The sequence below is a fragment of the Helicobacter mesocricetorum genome, assembly GCF_900198605.1.
GTDB classification, from domain to species: Bacteria; Campylobacterota; Campylobacteria; order Campylobacterales; family Helicobacteraceae; genus Helicobacter_D; species Helicobacter_D mesocricetorum.
In genome coordinates this window covers 39517-56261 of record NZ_FZPJ01000038.1, presented here as the reverse complement: position 1 = coordinate 56261, position 16745 = coordinate 39517, and the positions used below count along the sequence as shown (strand labels likewise).

The following is a 16745-nucleotide window of genomic DNA, read 5'->3' as shown; positions in this document are numbered from 1 at the left end:
CCCTACCCTCTATTCTTTAAGCTTTGATAAGGTTTATAAGCAAATCCAAATATTGTGGATTTGCTCCTTTCTTTAAGCCTTGAGAGAATTTAGTATAATACAAATTTAACTTTAAAGGGCAAAAATGAAGCAAAAAATTCAAGCTATTTTATTTGTTTGTTTAGGAAATATTTGTCGCTCACCTTTAGCAGAGGGGATTGCTAAAGATTTGGCACAAAAGAGAGGAATGGATTTAAAGATTGATTCTGCAGGGACTAGTGGTTGGCATATTGATGAATCTCCAGATTCTCGCTCTATTGAAATTGCAAAGAATAATGGAATTGACATTTCTTACCTAAAAGGTCGTAAAGTTAATGCCTATGAAGATGATAATTTTGATTTAATTGTAGCAATGGATAGACAAAATTATCAAGATTTATTGCGGTTTTTTTCTAAAGACAAAGTAGTTCTTATGGGGGATTATGGATTAGGAGGGAGAGATGTGCCTGATCCTTATCACTATAAAGATTTAGAGGGATTTCAAAAAATCTATGAAATGCTATATTTAGCAATCAATACACTTTATAATGAAATTTTAGAACAAAGTCAGAATTTCAATTCACATAATGTAGAAAAAGGTAACAAATCCTAAAAATATTTTTGATAAATTACAAATACAATATGTATTTTAATTATTTATGCTATTATTTCCTTGAAATTTCATTCAAATAAAGGAGCTACAATGCCAAATTTAACGCATAATAATTTTTCTGAAGATACACTTGCTTTACACGCAGGTTACACTTATGATACGCAAAGGACTTTAAGTGTCCCAATCTATCAAAACACTGCTTATAGTTTTGAAAATTTAAAACAAGCAGCTGCTAGATTTGGTTTGCAAGAATTAGGAAATATTTATTCACGACTAACTAGTCCAACTGTTGATATACTAGGTGCTAGACTTGCTGCTATCGAAGGGGGTGCTTTTGGCGTCCCTACTTCTAGTGGAACATCTGCGGTATTTTATACATTAGTTAATTGTGCGCAAAATGGTAATAACATTGCATATTCTAATAAAATTTATGGAGGAACCCAAACCTTACTTGTCCATACTTTAAAGCGATTTGGAATCGAAGCAAGAGTTTTTGATATTGACAATATTGAAGATTCTTTAGAAAAAATTATTGATAATAAAACATCTGCTATTTTTTTTGAAAGTCTCTCTAACCCACAAACCGCTATTGCCGATGTAGAAAAAATCACAAAAATTGCTAAAAAACACGGAATAATCACGATTTGCGATAATACTGTCGCAACAGCTTTTTTGCACAAGCCTTTTGATTATGGTGTAGATATTAGTGTGTATAGTTTAAGTAAATATGTTAATGGGCAAGGAAGTGCTTTAGGAGGTGCTATTATAGAGCGTCAAGACTTGAATAGCCTCATTAAAGATAATCCTCGCTATCCTGCCTTCAATACTCCTGATGAAAGTTATCACGGGTTGATTTATGCCAATTTACCCTTGCCGATTTTTTGTATCCGAGTTATCACAGAATGGCTTAGAAATATCGGTGCTACACTTTCTGCACAAGCAGCTTGGATTATCTTGCAAGGTTTAGAGACATTAGAGCTTAGAATCAAAAGGCATAGCCAAAATGCTTTAGAGATTGCGAAGTTTTTACAATCTCACCCCAAAGCCCATAACATTTGCTATCCTGCATTAGAAGGAGATCCCTATAATACGCTTTTGAAAAAGTATTTTAAAGACTCTTTAAGTAGTGGGCTTTTAAGTTTTGAGGCAGAAAGTTTTGAGGCAGCACAGAAGATTTGCGATAGTTTAGAACTTTTTGCTATTGTTGCAAATATTGGAGATTCTAAGTCTTTGATTATTCATCCAGCCTCTACAACGCATTCACAGCTTAACCAAGAGGAGTTACAATCAGCTGGAATCACTCCTAGAACAATTCGTTTAAGCATAGGATTGGAAAACCCCTATGATCTTATTAGGGATTTAAAACAAGCTTTAGAAAAATAAAGAATATTCTATACTAAGTGGAATTATTATAGATTCATCACTTGGATTTGTTTTGCAAAGATGGTTATAGTTGGTGCATAGAGAGGTATTTTTAAGTGGAAATTTTAAATATTTATTACATTTTTTATTGTTGCAATGCAAAACAGAGGCTCTTATCTAAACTTTAAAAACAGGGAGGATTTAGAGATGTTCTTTGATTGCACGCAAGTTACAAAAGGTATCAAGTTATTAATTTTGAAACTTTAGACGATATAAAATAGAAGATAAATCTTAATAAAAAGGAAAAAAATGCCAGTTGTTATTCCAGAAGATATTCCAGCTTTTTCACTCTTAAAAGAAAAGGCTTTTATTATGGGGGAGCTTCGTGCAAAAACTCAAGATATTCGTGTTTTAGAGATTCTTATTATTAATTTAATGCCCACCAAAATAGAAACAGAAAATCAGCTTTTATCGCTCCTTGCAAATTCTCCTTTACAGGTAAATATTACGCTTCTTTCCACACAAAGCTATGTGGGTAAAAACACACCTAAAAGCCATTTAGATAGGTTTTATGTGAGTTTTGAAAGCATTAAAGGGAAAAAATTTGATGGGGCTATTGTTACGGGTGCGCCTATTGAACATTTAGCCTTTGAAGAAGTGCAATATTGGCAAGAATTAGTAGTTATTATGGAATATTTAAAACAAAATTGCACAAGCACGATGTATTTATGTTGGGGAGCAATGGCAGGATTATATCACTTTCATAACATACAAAAGATTCCGCTTCAAGAAAAATTATTTGGGGTTTTCGAACATTCTTTAATCAATGAAGATTTATTACTCAATGGATTAGATGATATTATTAAAATCCCTCATTCTCGACATTCTACTATGAATCCTTTGCAAATCAAAGAGAATTCTCATTTAAAAATCTTATTAGAGGGGGAGCTTAGCGGTATAAGCGCAATAAAAGATTCTAAAGATTTTTTTATCTTAGGGCATCCAGAATACAGCAAAGACACTTTAGAGATAGAGTATAAACGGGATTTACAAAAAGGGCTAACCATTAATCCCCCTAAAAACTACTTCAACCCCAAAGGTGAACCGATGTTTTCTTGGCGTTCTTCTGCAAGTGTTTTGTTTTTAAATTGGCTAAACTTTTCTGTTTATCAAGATACACCTTTTGTACTCAATGATAATAAAATGCCTTAAAACCTAAGATTTATCGCTCCTTTAAGCTAAAAATAAGATATTTTTTACTTTTTTTTGCTAGAATATTAAGAATTTTTTAATATTTAGCTTTTCGATTTTCCAAAAAGGTTTTTTATGTTGCAGAGATTTATAAAAAAAACAAGATTGCCTTTTATTTTTTGTTTGCTTCCTTTAGCTATCAATGCCGCCATTATTAAGGAGGATAAATGGGGACAGGGGCAAACACTATTAACTTTTTTTGAAAAAAACTCTATTCCTGCAAAAGTCTATTATGACTTAGCCCCAGAAGATAAAGAATTAGCCGATGAGATTATAAGTGGAAGCACCTTTTATACCCTCTATGAAGATGAAAAGCTTTTGCAAGCGTTAATTTCTATTAATGAAGATTCGCAGTTGCATATTTACCAAAAAAATGGCGTTTATCAAATGCGTGCAATTCCAATCACACATTTTATAGAAAAACGAACCTTAGCACTTTCCGTAGAGAGTTCATTATATAATGATATTGTCAAATATACAGGTGATACTTTGTTAGCTTCTGACTTTATACAAGCCTATAAAAATAGCATTGACTTTAAGAGGCAAATTAAAAAAGATGACAAATTTGCTATTATTTATGAGAGAAAATACAGGCTTGGAAAATACTTTGGTTCTCCTAATATTAAAGCCTCTATGTTGAATGTGAACAATAAAGATCGTTATGTTATTCGCCATCAAGACGGACATTTTTATGATATAAATGGAAACAATCTTAACAAATATCTTTTATTAACGCCGCTTAAATATAAACGTATCTCTTCGCATTTTTCTACTGCTAGAAAACATCCTATCTTAGGGTATAAACGCCCTCATTTAGGGGTAGATTATGCAGCACCTAGACATACACCTATTAAAGCTGCTGGCAAGGGCAAGATTGTTTTTGCGGGAACTAAAGGAGGTTATGGAAAAACAGTGATTATCCAGCACGAAAATGGTTATAGAACCCTCTATGCCCATATGCATAATATCAATAAAGGCATTAAAGCAGGTGTTTTTATAGAGCAAGGAAAACAATTAGGAACGGTTGGAAGCACAGGACTTAGCACAGGTCCTCACCTGCATTTTGGAATCTATAAAAATGGTAATGCGGTTAATCCGCTAAAACATTTACAAATTGCACAAACAAAACTAGAGGGCAAAGAACGTGATAGCTTCTTGAGATTAGCCAATCATTATAAAAATGAACTTGATGGTATTTTGGCACAAAACATTGAAAATGTGCCTTTTAAGAACTTGAGAAATTCTTATATTGTTTATTTAACACCAGATAAAATAGCCAATGAAACCAACTAAAAATATAACCAATATTCGCTTATGTGAATGCAAAGATTCCCCTTATATTAAACCTCAAAGTATGATCTTTTGCGAAAATGGTAAAGAGAGAAAATGGGATATTATTCAAGCTTATGATAGTGTAGCAATTCTTCTTTATCATAAAGAAAAAGAATCTTTTGTGGTAGTTAAGCAGTTTCGTCCTGCTGTTTATCTTAAAGAAATGCTACATAGTGTTCAAACAGAAATTGGTTGGACTTATGAGTTATGTGCTGGGATTACCGACAAATCTGATAAAACTCTAAAAGAGATTGCGCAAGAAGAGATTTTAGAAGAGTGTGGGTATGATGTGCCTTTGCAAGAGATTCATAAAATTACAGAGTTTTATAGCTCTGTCGGGTTTGCAGGGAGTAAGCAAACTTTGTTTTTTGCTCAAATTAATGAGAATCATAAAGTAAGTGATGGTGGTGGAGTTGATGATGAAAATATAGAAGTGATTTTTATCCCAAAAAATCAAGCTTATTCTTTCATTTTTGATGAATCCTATCCTAAAACCTCTGGCGTTATGTTTGCCTTCTTATGGTTTTTTACTAAAGAGATGCTATGAATCGTAACTTACAAGAACTCACAAAAAAACTAGAAACCATCAAAGAATCGTGGCAAATTTATGAAATTTTTGAAGAAGCAAAAAAACGATTTAATGAAGAATATAAAAACTTACAAAAAGACAGAGAAGAATTAATCCAAACCTTTAATGAAATCTCTGCCAAAAATGCTTTATTAAATGTGCAAAATGATGAATTAGAGCAAAAAAATAAAGCATTAGCAATTACGCTTGAGCAAAAATTACAGGCTTTAAAAGATTCTAAAGAAAGTATTCATTTAAAAGATGATGAGACTAAAACTAGTTTTTCTTCAATAAAGGCACAACTTGATGTTCTTGGAGATTTGCTTTTACAAACAAATATCAATCTTCCACCAAAACCCACTGCTGTGAAGAAATTAGAAGTCTCTTACCAAAACTACAAAAAACTCCTTGCAACTCCAGCTAATGATTATGTACCCTTGCAAGAAGCTATGGAATTATTTAATTTATTACAGCAATTATTAGAACACATACAGACTATTACTTTAGAATATTCTAAAATAAGCCTAGAAATTACTCATCAAGAAAATAAAGAAGATGGAAGCTAAGCCTTTAAAGATTTTTGTTTGCGCTTTAGAATACTCTTCCAATCTCCATCTCTCCTCCCTTATTAAGACTTTAAAGCAAAGACAAGTAAGCTTCACTTTGGAGGGAGTTTTTGATTCCCTACAAAGTGGCTATAAAAGTCTTTTTAGTGTTGAGGAATTTAGGGTTATGGGCTTTATTGGAGTTGTAAAATTACTTCCAAAGTATTTGAAGATACGACAAGTTTTACTCCAAAAAGCTAGAGAATGCGATATTGCTATTTTTATGGATTCTTCATCTTTTAATATCCCCATTATCCAATCCCTAGTAAAAAAACCCCATAAACCCTACATGGTTTATTACATCCTCCCTCAAGTATGGGCTTGGAAAGCTTATCGTGCTAAGACTTTGGCAAAGATTTGTGATGAGTTATGGGGAATTTTGCCTTTTGAAAAAGCCTACTATCCAACCCAAGCAAACCTCTTTTATGTAGGGCATCCGCTTTTAGATTCTATACCCTTCTCCTATACTTCCAAAAGAACAACCAATCTTATAGCTTTTATGCCTGGTTCTAGAGTAACAGAAATTAGAGCTTTATTGCCTGTTTTTAAAGAGATAGCCGTAACCTTAAAAACACAAAATAAACAAGCTTTATTAATCATTCCTAAGTATTTTAAAGAGCAAGTAAAAAAGATTTATGGAGATGTTGAAGAGTTTATTCTCTCTTTTGATACTTATGAGGGATTAAGAGATTGTGAATTTGCTTTTGTTTGTAGCGGAACCGCAACTTTAGAAACTACCTTGCTTGGGATTCCAACACTTTTAGTTTATAAGGCTAAAACCATAGATTTTTTACTTGCAAAATCTTTAGTGAAATTAAATTATATTGGTTTAGCCAATATTTTTTTAGAATTTTTATTCTTTCATTCCCCAAAAAATAATCCCAATATCTACAATTTTCCTATCATTCCAGAAATTTTACAGCAAAATGTAAAACCCCACCATCTTTTAAGAGAATGGAAAAATTTTGACTATGAAAAATTTTTTTCACAAAAGGAGATTTTAATGCAATATCTAAAAAATGGCAGTGCAGAAAATTGTGCAAGAAAAATTGAAGATTTTGCAAAAAACTTATTAAAATAAAGGGCTTTTTAACTCTCTTTAGTTAGTATTATAAATTAATTTGTATGGGAGTAGTTTTGTGGAACCAATGACAGAATATGGCTATAACAAGCTTATAAACGAACTGAAAAATCTTAAAGAAGTGGAACGTCCTCAAAATATTAAAGAAATTGATACAGCAAGAGAACACGGGGATTTAAAAGAAAATGCCGAATATCACGCCGCAAGAGAAAGACAGCTATTTCTTGATGCAAGGATTAATGAACTAACACAGCTTGTTGCAGAAGCCAGAGTTATCGACCCCTCCACCATATCACACGATAAAGTGAGCTTTGGCTCCACCATCACCTTAGAAGACTTAGACACTGAAGAGAAATTTTGCTATACCATTGTAGGAGCAACAGAAAGCAATCCCAATAAAGGCTTAATCTCCTATCACTCCCCCCTAGCTAAACAACTCTTAGGCAAAATTGTAGGAGATGAAGTTAGTGTCGAATTACCTCGCGGAAAGGTAGATTATGAGATTTTAGATATTTGCTATAAAGAAATTTCATTTTAGACTTAAAAAGGTAATAAATGGCAACTTTAAAGGTTAAAAAGCTCTCCCCTAAGGCGGTTTTACCAAAATATCAGAGTAGTGGTGCTGCAGGATTTGATTTGTGTGCGATTGAAGATTTAACAATTCCTCCGGGAAAATGGGCTTTAATCCCAACGGGACTTGCTTTTGGGATTAAAAGCGGATATGAGATTCAAATTCGCCCTCGCAGTGGCTTGGCTTTAAAATATGGATTCACGATTTTAAACACTCCCGGCACTATTGATAGCGATTATCGTGGCGAGATTAAAGTTATTGCAATTAATCTTGGAGAAGAAGAGTTTGTCATACGAATTGGCGATAGAATCGCACAAGCAGTGCTTTGCAAGGTTAAACAGGCAAAGATTAAAGAAACTGCTTCATTGGATAAAACAAAACGCGGTAGTTGTGGGTTTGGTAGCACAGGTAAATAAGGAGAAAGAATGAGCTTACAACAAAATGTTAATTATATTAAAGAAGAATTCAATAATAACGAAAAAATGTTAGAAGGTTTAATACGATTTGAAGGCTGGTTTAAACATTATAAAATCCCTATTATTGTGCTTGTTATTGCTTTAGTTACTTGGTTTGTTGTATATAATATTATGGGTTATTACCAAGAGAAACAGCACTTAGAAATAGCAAACTTTTATGAAAAAGCATTATTAGGAGATGAAACGGCTCTTCAATCCTTAAAACAAAGCCAAAGCAAACTTTATGATTTATATCTTTTTCAAAAAGCCCTCTCTTCTAACGACAAGGCTACTTTGGAGCAATTACAATCCTCTAAAGATCCTATAATTGCTAAGTTTTCTAAATATCAAAATGCAAGTTTAAATCGCAATATTGAGGTTTTGGTTTTACAAGATTCTACCGAGTTTGGCTATCTTCAGGCTGCTTTTTTAGAGATAGAAAAAGGAAACTTCCAGGAAGCAAAGAATATCTTAGAAAAGATACAAAATAGTTCTCCCACAAAAGATATTGCGAATGCTTTAGAACATTTAACGATAAAAGGAATTAAAGAATGAAAAAATTTAGTTTTGTTGGATATTGCCTTTTAGCGGCTTTTATTATGGGTTGTGGGTCTAAATTTTATTTTAATCCCAAAAAAGAAGAAATCAAAGGAAGTATTGCTTATACAAAACCTATTGGCTCTCCCATTGTGTTTATAACGCGTAATGGAGCAACTTTGAAAAATGGACAATTTATCACAAAAAATGGAGAAATCCCAAAAGTATTTTTGCCCAAAAATGCTCGCTATTTAAATGAGTCAGAAGATTATTATTTAGCGACTAATAATCTCAAAGAATTAATTTTAATTCACAAAGATACAAAAGAATATCGTTACTTACATTTTGATTCTAACCCTGTAAGTGCTAGTATGCAAAATAATTTAATTGCTTTAGTATTTGATAATAATACCCTAAGCATTTTTGATGTTCAAACTAATAAAAATCTCTACAAACTAGAAAATCCCCCCGCACCTACCAATGATACCCTAATTGCTTCTCCTTATTTCTTGGGCGATATTATTATTTTACCAACTTTAGATGGTAAGCTTGCTATTATTGATAAAATCAATATGAAAATGGTCAGAAATATCGTAGTTAATGGGGATAAACACTTTAATAATGTGATTTTCCTAGAAGCCATTGATAATCGTATGGTTGCCGCTACACCAAAGCGCATTATTTCGGTTAATCCTTCAGTGATTAACACTTTTGAAGCCAATATCAAAGATGTTTTATTTGTCGGGGATAGGATTTTTTTATTTACTTCAGAGGGTGAAGTTATTTTAACTGATAGAGATTTAAATGAGACAAAACGCATTAAATTCCCTTTCGCACATTTTACAGGGGCAAATCACGGACAAAAGATTAGTATCTTAGAGACACGTGGATATATGATTAATATGGAAGATGATTTAAGTGATTATGAAATCATCAAGATTCCAAGCAAGATTAAAAATCCTGTCTTTAGTGGGATTAGAAAAACTTTCATTAATGATTCATATTTTGAAATTAAATAGGTTATGAATGATTCTCTGTGATATAGGAAATTCTTTTTTGCATTTTTATAATCACGGAAAAGTCTGGAGGGAGAAGAGAGATAATCTTTCTTTAAAAGACTCTAAGGAGATTATTATTTTTATTAGTGTGAATGAAGAATTAACAAAATCTTTATTATATTCACACGCTAGTTGTTTTGATTTAACACCCTTTTTATCACTTGATACCAATTATAAAGGATTAGGGGTTGATAGAATTGCTGCTTGTAAAGCTATCAAGGATGGTGTTATCGTTGATGCAGGGAGCGCCATTACTATTGATGTAATGCAACAGGGGATTCATCTAGGGGGCTATATACTTCCGGGCATTACCCAATATAAAAAAATATTAGGTTCAATTCCTGTTTTAGATTGTGAGATAAATCTTAACGTCAATGTTCATACCTTCCCCCAAAACACTAGAGATGCTGTAAGTTTTGGCATTTTAAAATCTATCCTTTTAATGATAGAAAACACTTCAAAAAATAAAAAAATTTATTTCACAGGCGGAGATGGCAAGTTTTTATCCCGCTTTTTTCAAAACTGCATTTATGATGAGTTATTGGTTTTTAAAGGGATGCAAAAAGTCATTGCAGAAGAAATTACTTCAAAGGGTATTATGTTATGATAAAAGTTGCACTCCCCAAAGGAAGAATTGGCGAAAAAGCTTTAGAAATTTTTGAAGTATTTTTGCAAGAAAAGCTCTGTTTTGAAGATCGAAAATTAATCCTACACAAACAGCACTTTACTTTTATGCTTGTTAGAAATCAAGATGTTCCTGTTTATATCCAAAGAGGTGTTGCCGACATAGGAATCGTTGGTTTAGATGTGCTTGAGGAGCAACAAAGCCCGCTTGTGCGTTTGCTGGATTTAAAGTTTGGGAAATGCAAAGTCGTGCTTGGCTCTCCTAATGAATATTTGCTAGATTTCTCAAAGCCAAACCTAAAAATCGCTACAAAAATGGAAAATATCACAAAAGCCTTTTTCGCCAAAAAAGCTTTAAGCGTGGAGATTATCAAGCTTTATGGCTCTATTGAACTAGCCCCTTTAGTAGGAATGGCAGATGCGATTGTGGATTTAGTCGAGACAGGCAACACTATGCGCCAAAATAATCTTAAAATTGATGAAGTCATTATGGAGGTTAGTGCTTATTTAGTCGCAAATCCTAATAGCTTTTATGCCCAAAAAATAAAAATCTTAAAAATTCGGGATTTTTTTAAAAATATGATTTTAACGAAGGAATAAACAATGGGACAGACCCTTACAGAAAAGATTTTTTCAGAACATGTTGGCAAAAAGGTTTATGCGGGTGAGATTGTTGATTGCCCTATTGATATGGTGATTGGCAATGATATTACCACTCCGCTTTCTATCAAAGCCTACGAACAAAGCGGAGCGACAAAACTAGCAAATCCAGAAGGATTTTGTATCGTAATGGATCATTTCATCCCCGCAAAGGATATTGCAAGTGCCAATCAAGCAAAGATTAGTCGAGATTTTGCCAAAAAGCATAAGCTCAAATATTTCTTTGATGAGAAAGATATGGGTATCGAACACGCTCTTTTACCAGAGAAAGGTTTGGTTGTTAGTGGAGATGTGATTATTGGAGCGGATTCTCATACTTGCACGCACGGAGCATTAGGGGCGTTTAGCACAGGGATGGGAAGCACAGATTTAGCCTATGCGATGATTACAGGGAGAAATTGGTTTAAAATCCCTAGCTCTATTAAAGTAGAATTTATCGGAAAACCCGCAAAACACATTTATGGAAAAGATTTGATTTTAGAAGTTATTCGCCAAATTGGCGTTGATGGGGCTTTGTATCAGGCATTAGAGTTTTGTGGGGAGGGGATTAAATATTTAAATATGGATGATAGATTTTCGCTCTGTAATATGGCTATTGAAGCAGGGGCAAAAAATGGAATCATTGCTGTTGATGAAGTTACAAGAGAATTTTTACAACAAAGGGAAAATCTAAGGGCTAACCCCAAAGAGTTTTTCTCTGATAGCAATGCAAACTACACGCAAGTAATACAAATTGATACTAGCACTTTAGAGCCAGTTATCGCCTATCCATTTTTACCCAGCAATGGAAAAAGTATCACACAAGCCATAAAAGACGATATAAAAATCGATCAAGTCTTTATTGGAAGTTGCACGAATGGGAGATTAAGCGATTTACGCATTGCTAGTGAAATCTTAAAGGGTAAAAAAGTGCATCAAGATGTGCGATTAATTATCACTCCGGGCACTCAAAAAATCTACAAAGATGCTCACAAATTAGGCTATATCGATATTTTATTAGAATCTGGAGCTTTAATTTCTAATCCTACTTGCGGGGCGTGTTTGGGGGGATATATGGGGATTTTAGGAGATAATGAACGTTGCATCTCTACAACAAATCGTAATTTTGTAGGGAGAATGGGTGCTAGAAACTCTGAAGTCTATCTTGCAAACTCTGCTGTTGCAGCCATCAGCGCAATTGAAGGCAAAATAGCAGATCCGCGCGAAATCTAATATCGTTTATTTAATCCACTCTCTAAGGCTTTATCCAAAAGCTCTTTGCGTTCTGGATTAATGGATTTAAAATACTTCTCTACCTCTAAGACTAATTTGGCATTAACATTTTTATGCGAAGCAAGAATACTTACAAACTCTAAATCAAAGTTTTCGCTTTCTTGGAAATAAGAGGTGTGATGTATCTTAGCAAGGTTGCTATATTGATAAAGCATCTCTAAAGTATTCTCTTTTTGCGCTAAAAGTTCCAAAAGTTCTTTAGCGTTTGGTATTTTTTCTTGTTTTTTGGATTGTGGAGTGTTTTTCTTAAAAAAGAAAATAAAAAACAATGCAATAAAAACTAATCCGATGCTTAAAAAAATAAGAACTAAAATCCAATCCTTTGGCTGCATTTTTTACCTTATATGGTATTTTCTAGGATTGTAGCATTTTCTTAAGGAAAGTTCGATAAATTTATGGAATCCATAGAGGAATATTATTATAATTACAAGAAAATAAGGAGTTTTTATGAGCATTGAAACCTTTAAAGAAAAAGTCGCAAAAATAGAAACTAAAAGCAACTACAAACAGCCTCTTGGTTTTGGCATTTGTTATGCAGATGTTGGAATAATAAGCAATAAGGTGCTTCAAGCAACTTATCCTGTGCTTAATTGGAAGGAAAATTTTGGCAGTTATGCGATTTTTTGGAATCTACTTGATAAATGTGAGACTATCAACCAAAATGAAAGTGAGCTTGTTTTTGGAATCACTGAAGAATTTGTGATTGCAGCACTTGATGACTTTGCGCCCTTTATCGCAGAAACACAAAGCAATCCTAATGCACACAAAAATGTAGCTGTGGTTTTAGAATTGCAAAGAGCGTTGCAAGAAGGTAGGCTTTACACCAATAATGGCGACTTTCGATATAGATTTTGCGCCATTTATGAAGACAAACAATGCCAAAGCGTCGAATCAGCTTATATGAAATTACTCGCCCTCTCATTAGGAAAAGCACCGCTTAGAAGCCTCTATTTAGATGGTATTTTTGGGCTTTTAAGCAATGTTGCTTGGAGTGGAAATGTGCCTTTTGAACTAGAGTGGCTAAGAGAGAATGAGATTGCGCTTAAAATGCGTGGAGAATTCCCAGCTATTGACTTTGTCGATAAGTTCCCTCGCTATTTAATGCAAGTTATCCCGCAATACGACAATATCCGCTTACTAGATACCGCCAAAACAAGATTTGGTGCGTATTTAGGAAGTGGTGGTTATACCCAAATGCCGGGGGCTAGTTATGTGAATTTCAACGCAGGAGCAATGGGAACTTGTATGAATGAAGGACGCATTAGTTCAAGCGTTATTGTAGGAGAAGGTAGTGATGTAGGCGGTGGGGCTAGTATTTTAGGCGTGTTAAGCGGTGGAAACTCCGATCCTATTAGTATTGGCAAAAATTGTCTCTTAGGGGTAAATAGCTCTACGGGGATTTCTTTAGGAGATGGTTGCATTGTCGATGGTGGAATCGCAGTTTTAGCTGGAACAATCTTTAAAATCTCCTTAGAAGAAGCAAAAAAACTAGCAGAGATTAATCCCGGATTTGAAATTAAAGAGAGTGGAATCTATAAAGGCAGAGAGCTATCGGGCAAAAATGGAGTGCATTTTAGATGCGATTCTAAGAGTGGAACTATGATAGCATTTCGCTCTAATCGCAAAATAGAGCTTAATGCCGCCTTGCATTAATAAATCATTACTTGCCTAAAAAGCAAGAATGATTTATTTCATTGAATTTTGTCTTTAAATCCTATAAATATTACTTCTATGACTCACTAACTCTAATAGCTAACCCTCTTAACCCCCCCCTTTTTTTACATCCCTGTATTCCTAGTAAATCTAAAAGATAGCAACAAGCATAGCTAAATTTTCAAGAATCCTCTTTTGAAATCCTTGAGTTTTTATGGAAATGTGGAGACTGCAATTGAGGATTTTTTTTAACAAAAAAAAAGGGGGGGGGGGGGAGACAATTTAAAAGTGCTGTCATTGTGGGGATTGAGAGTTTATATACTCTTTGACTACAAGTCAAATTTGATTCTTACACCTTATTAAATACGATTTGGATATATTTTCTTACTTAAAAACTTGTTTTATAAATAAACCATCTCTAGTATTAATAGCGTAATAGCTTTATTTTTAAAAGACTTATTTCTCTCAATCACACAATAGGAGAACTTTCACAGAAAAAGTAATTTATATTTATCTTTATTTGTTCTAAAAAGTTTAGGATTTGTTGATTATGTAAGAGATGATACACACTCTAAGGAAATTGATAATTTTTTAAAGCTATGCTGAGGTAAAGTTAATAGCGGAAATTATAGCAATTGCTTGTATATTTTTTGGCATTGGTAATTGTGGATTTCTGCACCATTCATTACATTCTTTGTTTCTGTGTGAATTTTTACTTTGTTTATTTTCTTCTGCTAATTTTTTGATTTCTTTACAATATTCACTATAGTTATCTATAAAAAATTTATGATAGGTTTTCACTATATAAGAAGATTCATCACTAATTTCCTTCTTTCCTTCTTTATCGAGTGAATCAAAAAAATAGCATCTTGAATATATGATTTTGTATTTATGGCATAAGTCATCCCTATACACTTCATAAAAACATCTTTACCTGAAACTTTATCCTCTTTGCATACAAGTTTCTCTGCTATTCCCATTACTCCCTCTATATCTGTAGTATTTGGTATTTGCAAATACAAATCAGGTCTATAAATCTTAATAAGCAAAATAAAAATAGCGTGTATCATTTCAAATTTTTTATTATCACCTTGAAATTGCTGTATCTCTAACAATTTAATTTGAGGGAGAATTTTTTGCAATTCTCGTAAAGTAAAATTGTCTGTTATAAAAATTTTTGCAATATCTGTTTGTATATTTAATCGTTTTTTTAAATCAAGACAAAAAATTTGTAGTAGTGGTGAGGGATTAGACAAGATATATTCTAAATCAAAGAATCTCCTAAGATAATTTTCTGTGTCAATTTGCCCATAAATTGCCTGAATAGATTTAGAGAGTTGAACCTTATCAATAGAAACCACAAAAACAAGATGAGGAATCCCAAAGAGGTGCTTAATATTTTCTAGCATTTCAATGGCATAGGTTGGGCGACAGCGGTCTAATTCGTCTATAAAAATGATAAAAGGTTGCCCCTCTTTTGCTCCTGTTGCTTTTTAAAAACTTCTGTTAAATTCTTTTTTAATTGAACTAAGCATTCTTCTTCTTTAGAGTAATTTTCAATTAATGTTTTTGTGGCATTCTCTGTTAATGTCTGTGAAGCCTCTTGGAGCAATTCATTATCTATTTCAATTTTATTAAATAAATCTTTCACGCTTATTTTCAATAAAGTAGGCAATATTTTTTTAAAGATTTTTTGCACAGACTCTACTGCTTTATTGAAATTTTCATTCTGAATATTATTTTTTGTTAAATACCCATTCAATTCTCCTAAAACAGCAATCAAAGGTTCTTTGGTATAATCCTTTTCCCAAGCACTGAAATACAGATTTGGAATCTTATTTTCTTCATCAAGCATATTTTTCCACATTTTAATAAAAGTTGTTTTGCCATTTCCCCATTGTGCATTTAAGGCAAGAATCAATCCTTGTGTCTCCGCGCTAGAGTGTTTTAAGATATTTGTTAGATTACTAGCAATAGATTTTCTGCTTAGCTTATCATTGTCAAATGTGCAATTCTCATCCTTATCAAAAAAGTTATCTTTTAAAGGTATTTTTTCATTTTGATTCCTTAATGTATTATTTTATTATGGCATAGATAAAGCATTATGGCTTAGAATTTCTGCCAATTTCCATTTTAAAAGAATAAATCTTGATAGGCTAGATTCAAAGAATACAAAATCACTTCATTATCTTTTAAAAAGACTTGTTTAACAAACAATCCCCTCATTGGCATTCATCACAAAGTATTCTTTGTCTTTAAGAGTTGCTTGTCTGTCAATAAAGCAAAGTGCATTGTCTTTAATAAGAGATTCCATAGAATCTCCCTTGCATTCTATGATTTCCTATTTAGGGTTAATCTTGAGTTTTTCTAGCAATGCAGCAGGAAAAGGAATTTCCTCTACACTTACAAACTCATTAATCCCTCCACCTCCTAAAGTTGCATTGGCTTTATAGAGTTTTAGAATCTTATATTTCTTTTCACTCTTTAAGCTTTATTTAGGAGAACTTCCAAAGAAATTTAAAAAGTCTTAAAGGCTAAAACAAGGATATATCTAACCCAAGTGGGATAACTTGTATCGTAGCTCAGGTTGTAAGTATTTTAAGTAGTTAGTTACTTAAGAAAAGCAGTGATAAAATCAAATACCTTAGGTTGGAGGATAATCATTAAGACTCCTAATCCTATTGCATAGAACTTCATTTCTTGCCTAAGAGAGCGATAATCAGCTCTAACTTCAGCAATCTCAGCTTTTAACTCTGTTTTCACTTCTGCAATTTCTTGTTTCAACTCTTGCTTTGATTCTGCAATTTCAGCTCTAACAAAGTCTTTAGTGGCTAATTCACCTTTTAGCTTTTCGACAACTTCTTCTCTTATTGCTTCAGAGGAGATTCTATTATCTCTTTTAACTTCATCGACAATAGCAACAATATCATTTAGAATTTCTTGTTGTTCTTCTTCTTTATAGCTTTTTTTGATAAGCTTCATTATTAAAGCTATTGTGCTTTGTGAAATAGTATGATTAGGTTGTATAACCTGCATTATATGTCCCTCCATTTTTATCCCCTTATTATATTCTTTTTAAGGTTGT

The 16745-nt window shown here is 32.9% G+C and carries 20 protein-coding genes; 15 read left to right on the top strand and 5 right to left on the bottom strand.

The genetic code is table 11. The annotated features are described in order from the left end of the window. Nucleotides 1-124: 124 nt before the first annotated feature. The 14 genes from C6H18_RS07935 to leuC all read left to right on the top strand — a co-directional run bounded on the left by C6H18_RS07935 (nt 125) and on the right by leuC (nt 11947). A complete protein-coding gene (locus C6H18_RS07935) occupies nt 125-631 on the top strand; it encodes a low molecular weight protein-tyrosine-phosphatase (RefSeq protein WP_104722570.1) in 507 nt (168 codons plus the stop codon). 90 nt (nt 632-721) lie between these two features. Continuing rightward, nucleotides 722-2014, top strand: coding sequence for an O-acetylhomoserine aminocarboxypropyltransferase/cysteine synthase family protein (locus C6H18_RS07930; protein ID WP_104722569.1), 1293 nt, complete (start codon nt 722-724; stop codon nt 2012-2014). A gap of 288 nt (nt 2015-2302) precedes the next feature. Then, nucleotides 2303-3205, top strand: a complete 903-nt coding sequence (locus C6H18_RS07925) for a homoserine O-succinyltransferase (protein ID WP_104722568.1) — start codon at nt 2303-2305, stop codon at nt 3203-3205. 114 nt (nt 3206-3319) lie between these two features. Continuing rightward, nucleotides 3320-4537 carry a peptidoglycan DD-metalloendopeptidase family protein gene (locus C6H18_RS07920; RefSeq protein WP_104722567.1) on the top strand — a complete coding sequence of 406 codons (1218 nt, stop codon included), beginning with the start codon at nt 3320-3322 and terminating at the stop codon, nt 4535-4537. Beyond that, nucleotides 4524-5123, top strand: coding sequence for an NUDIX hydrolase (locus tag C6H18_RS07915; RefSeq protein ID WP_104722566.1), 600 nt, complete (start codon nt 4524-4526; stop codon nt 5121-5123). The genes C6H18_RS07920 and C6H18_RS07915 overlap by 14 nt, the downstream gene beginning before the upstream one ends. Next, nucleotides 5120-5710: a hypothetical protein gene (locus C6H18_RS07910; protein WP_104722565.1), complete on the top strand. Its 591-nt coding sequence runs from the start codon at nt 5120-5122 to the stop codon at nt 5708-5710. The genes C6H18_RS07915 and C6H18_RS07910 overlap by 4 nt, the downstream gene beginning before the upstream one ends. Continuing rightward, on the top strand, nt 5700-6830 hold the full coding sequence (lpxB, locus tag C6H18_RS07905) for a lipid-A-disaccharide synthase (protein ID WP_104722564.1): 1131 nt from the start codon (nt 5700-5702) through the stop codon (nt 6828-6830). Before C6H18_RS07910 ends, lpxB begins: the two co-directional genes overlap by 11 nt. A gap of 67 nt (nt 6831-6897) precedes the next feature. Continuing rightward, nucleotides 6898-7368, top strand: coding sequence for a transcription elongation factor GreA (greA, locus tag C6H18_RS07900; protein ID WP_104722563.1), 471 nt, complete (start codon nt 6898-6900; stop codon nt 7366-7368). Nucleotides 7369-7385: 17 nt separating this feature from the next. Continuing rightward, nucleotides 7386-7817: a dUTP diphosphatase gene (gene dut / locus C6H18_RS07895; protein WP_104722562.1), complete on the top strand. Its 432-nt coding sequence runs from the start codon at nt 7386-7388 to the stop codon at nt 7815-7817. Nucleotides 7818-7826: 9 nt separating this feature from the next. After that, nucleotides 7827-8411 (top strand): hypothetical protein, encoded by a 585-nt coding sequence (locus C6H18_RS07890; RefSeq protein ID WP_104722561.1) that lies wholly within the window; start codon nt 7827-7829, stop codon nt 8409-8411. Next, nucleotides 8408-9412, top strand: coding sequence for a PQQ-binding-like beta-propeller repeat protein (locus C6H18_RS07885; RefSeq protein WP_104722560.1), 1005 nt, complete (start codon nt 8408-8410; stop codon nt 9410-9412). Before C6H18_RS07890 ends, C6H18_RS07885 begins: the two co-directional genes overlap by 4 nt. Nucleotides 9413-9419: 7 nt before the next feature. Further along, nucleotides 9420-10058: a type III pantothenate kinase gene (locus C6H18_RS07880; RefSeq protein WP_104722559.1), complete on the top strand. Its 639-nt coding sequence runs from the start codon at nt 9420-9422 to the stop codon at nt 10056-10058. Further along, nucleotides 10055-10675 (top strand): ATP phosphoribosyltransferase, encoded by a 621-nt coding sequence (hisG, locus tag C6H18_RS07875; RefSeq protein ID WP_104722558.1) that lies wholly within the window; start codon nt 10055-10057, stop codon nt 10673-10675. Before C6H18_RS07880 ends, hisG begins: the two co-directional genes overlap by 4 nt. Before the next feature lie 3 nt (nt 10676-10678). Beyond that, nucleotides 10679-11947 (top strand): 3-isopropylmalate dehydratase large subunit, encoded by a 1269-nt coding sequence (gene leuC, locus C6H18_RS07870; protein WP_104722557.1) that lies wholly within the window; start codon nt 10679-10681, stop codon nt 11945-11947. On the opposite strand, the gene C6H18_RS07865 is transcribed toward leuC, so the two are convergent. Next, complete coding sequence (locus tag C6H18_RS07865; RefSeq protein ID WP_104722556.1) at nt 11944-12339, bottom strand: hypothetical protein; 396 nt, start codon at nt 12337-12339, stop codon at nt 11944-11946. The two genes, leuC and C6H18_RS07865, sit on opposite strands and share 4 nt — an antisense overlap. 115 nt (nt 12340-12454) lie before the next feature. Between C6H18_RS07865 and C6H18_RS07860 the strand changes: the two genes are divergently transcribed. Next, a complete protein-coding gene (locus C6H18_RS07860; protein WP_104722555.1) occupies nt 12455-13660 on the top strand; it encodes a 2,3,4,5-tetrahydropyridine-2,6-carboxylate N-succinyltransferase in 1206 nt (401 codons plus the stop codon). An 800-nt stretch (nt 13661-14460) separates the two neighbouring features. Here C6H18_RS07860 and C6H18_RS09725 read toward each other — a convergent pair. The 4 genes from C6H18_RS09725 to C6H18_RS07840 form a co-directional block, all read right to left on the bottom strand. Further along, nucleotides 14461-15075, bottom strand: a complete 615-nt coding sequence (locus tag C6H18_RS09725) for a P-loop NTPase fold protein (protein ID WP_324736269.1) — start codon at nt 15073-15075, stop codon at nt 14461-14463. Nucleotides 15076-15107: 32 nt separating this feature from the next. After that, nucleotides 15108-15635, bottom strand: coding sequence for a P-loop NTPase fold protein (locus C6H18_RS09720; protein ID WP_267891873.1), 528 nt, complete (start codon nt 15633-15635; stop codon nt 15108-15110). Nucleotides 15636-15866: 231 nt separating this feature from the next. Further along, a complete protein-coding gene (locus C6H18_RS09655) occupies nt 15867-15995 on the bottom strand; it encodes a S24/S26 family peptidase (RefSeq protein WP_267891872.1) in 129 nt (42 codons plus the stop codon). 275 nt (nt 15996-16270) lie between these two features. Beyond that, nucleotides 16271-16711 (bottom strand): hypothetical protein, encoded by a 441-nt coding sequence (locus tag C6H18_RS07840; protein WP_104722551.1) that lies wholly within the window; start codon nt 16709-16711, stop codon nt 16271-16273. Nucleotides 16712-16745: the final 34 nt, after the last annotated feature.

Coding starts and splice junctions, on each gene's coding strand:
- dut (WP_104722562.1), top strand. CDS start 7,386: ATGGCAACTTTAAAGGTTAAAAAGCTCTCCCCTAAGGCGGTTTTACCA.
- C6H18_RS07890 (WP_104722561.1), top strand. CDS start 7,827: ATGAGCTTACAACAAAATGTTAATTATATTAAAGAAGAATTCAATAAT.
- C6H18_RS07930 (WP_104722569.1), top strand. CDS start 722: ATGCCAAATTTAACGCATAATAATTTTTCTGAAGATACACTTGCTTTA.
- hisG (WP_104722558.1), top strand. CDS start 10,055: ATGATAAAAGTTGCACTCCCCAAAGGAAGAATTGGCGAAAAAGCTTTA.
- leuC (WP_104722557.1), top strand. CDS start 10,679: ATGGGACAGACCCTTACAGAAAAGATTTTTTCAGAACATGTTGGCAAA.
- C6H18_RS07920 (WP_104722567.1), top strand. CDS start 3,320: ATGTTGCAGAGATTTATAAAAAAAACAAGATTGCCTTTTATTTTTTGT.
- C6H18_RS07880 (WP_104722559.1), top strand. CDS start 9,420: ATGATTCTCTGTGATATAGGAAATTCTTTTTTGCATTTTTATAATCAC.
- C6H18_RS07840 (WP_104722551.1), bottom strand. CDS start 16,711: ATGGAGGGACATATAATGCAGGTTATACAACCTAATCATACTATTTCA.
- C6H18_RS07860 (WP_104722555.1), top strand. CDS start 12,455: ATGAGCATTGAAACCTTTAAAGAAAAAGTCGCAAAAATAGAAACTAAA.
- C6H18_RS07865 (WP_104722556.1), bottom strand. CDS start 12,339: ATGCAGCCAAAGGATTGGATTTTAGTTCTTATTTTTTTAAGCATCGGA.
- C6H18_RS07885 (WP_104722560.1), top strand. CDS start 8,408: ATGAAAAAATTTAGTTTTGTTGGATATTGCCTTTTAGCGGCTTTTATT.
- C6H18_RS07935 (WP_104722570.1), top strand. CDS start 125: ATGAAGCAAAAAATTCAAGCTATTTTATTTGTTTGTTTAGGAAATATT.
- C6H18_RS07915 (WP_104722566.1), top strand. CDS start 4,524: ATGAAACCAACTAAAAATATAACCAATATTCGCTTATGTGAATGCAAA.
- C6H18_RS07910 (WP_104722565.1), top strand. CDS start 5,120: ATGAATCGTAACTTACAAGAACTCACAAAAAAACTAGAAACCATCAAA.
- greA (WP_104722563.1), top strand. CDS start 6,898: ATGACAGAATATGGCTATAACAAGCTTATAAACGAACTGAAAAATCTT.
- lpxB (WP_104722564.1), top strand. CDS start 5,700: ATGGAAGCTAAGCCTTTAAAGATTTTTGTTTGCGCTTTAGAATACTCT.
- C6H18_RS07925 (WP_104722568.1), top strand. CDS start 2,303: ATGCCAGTTGTTATTCCAGAAGATATTCCAGCTTTTTCACTCTTAAAA.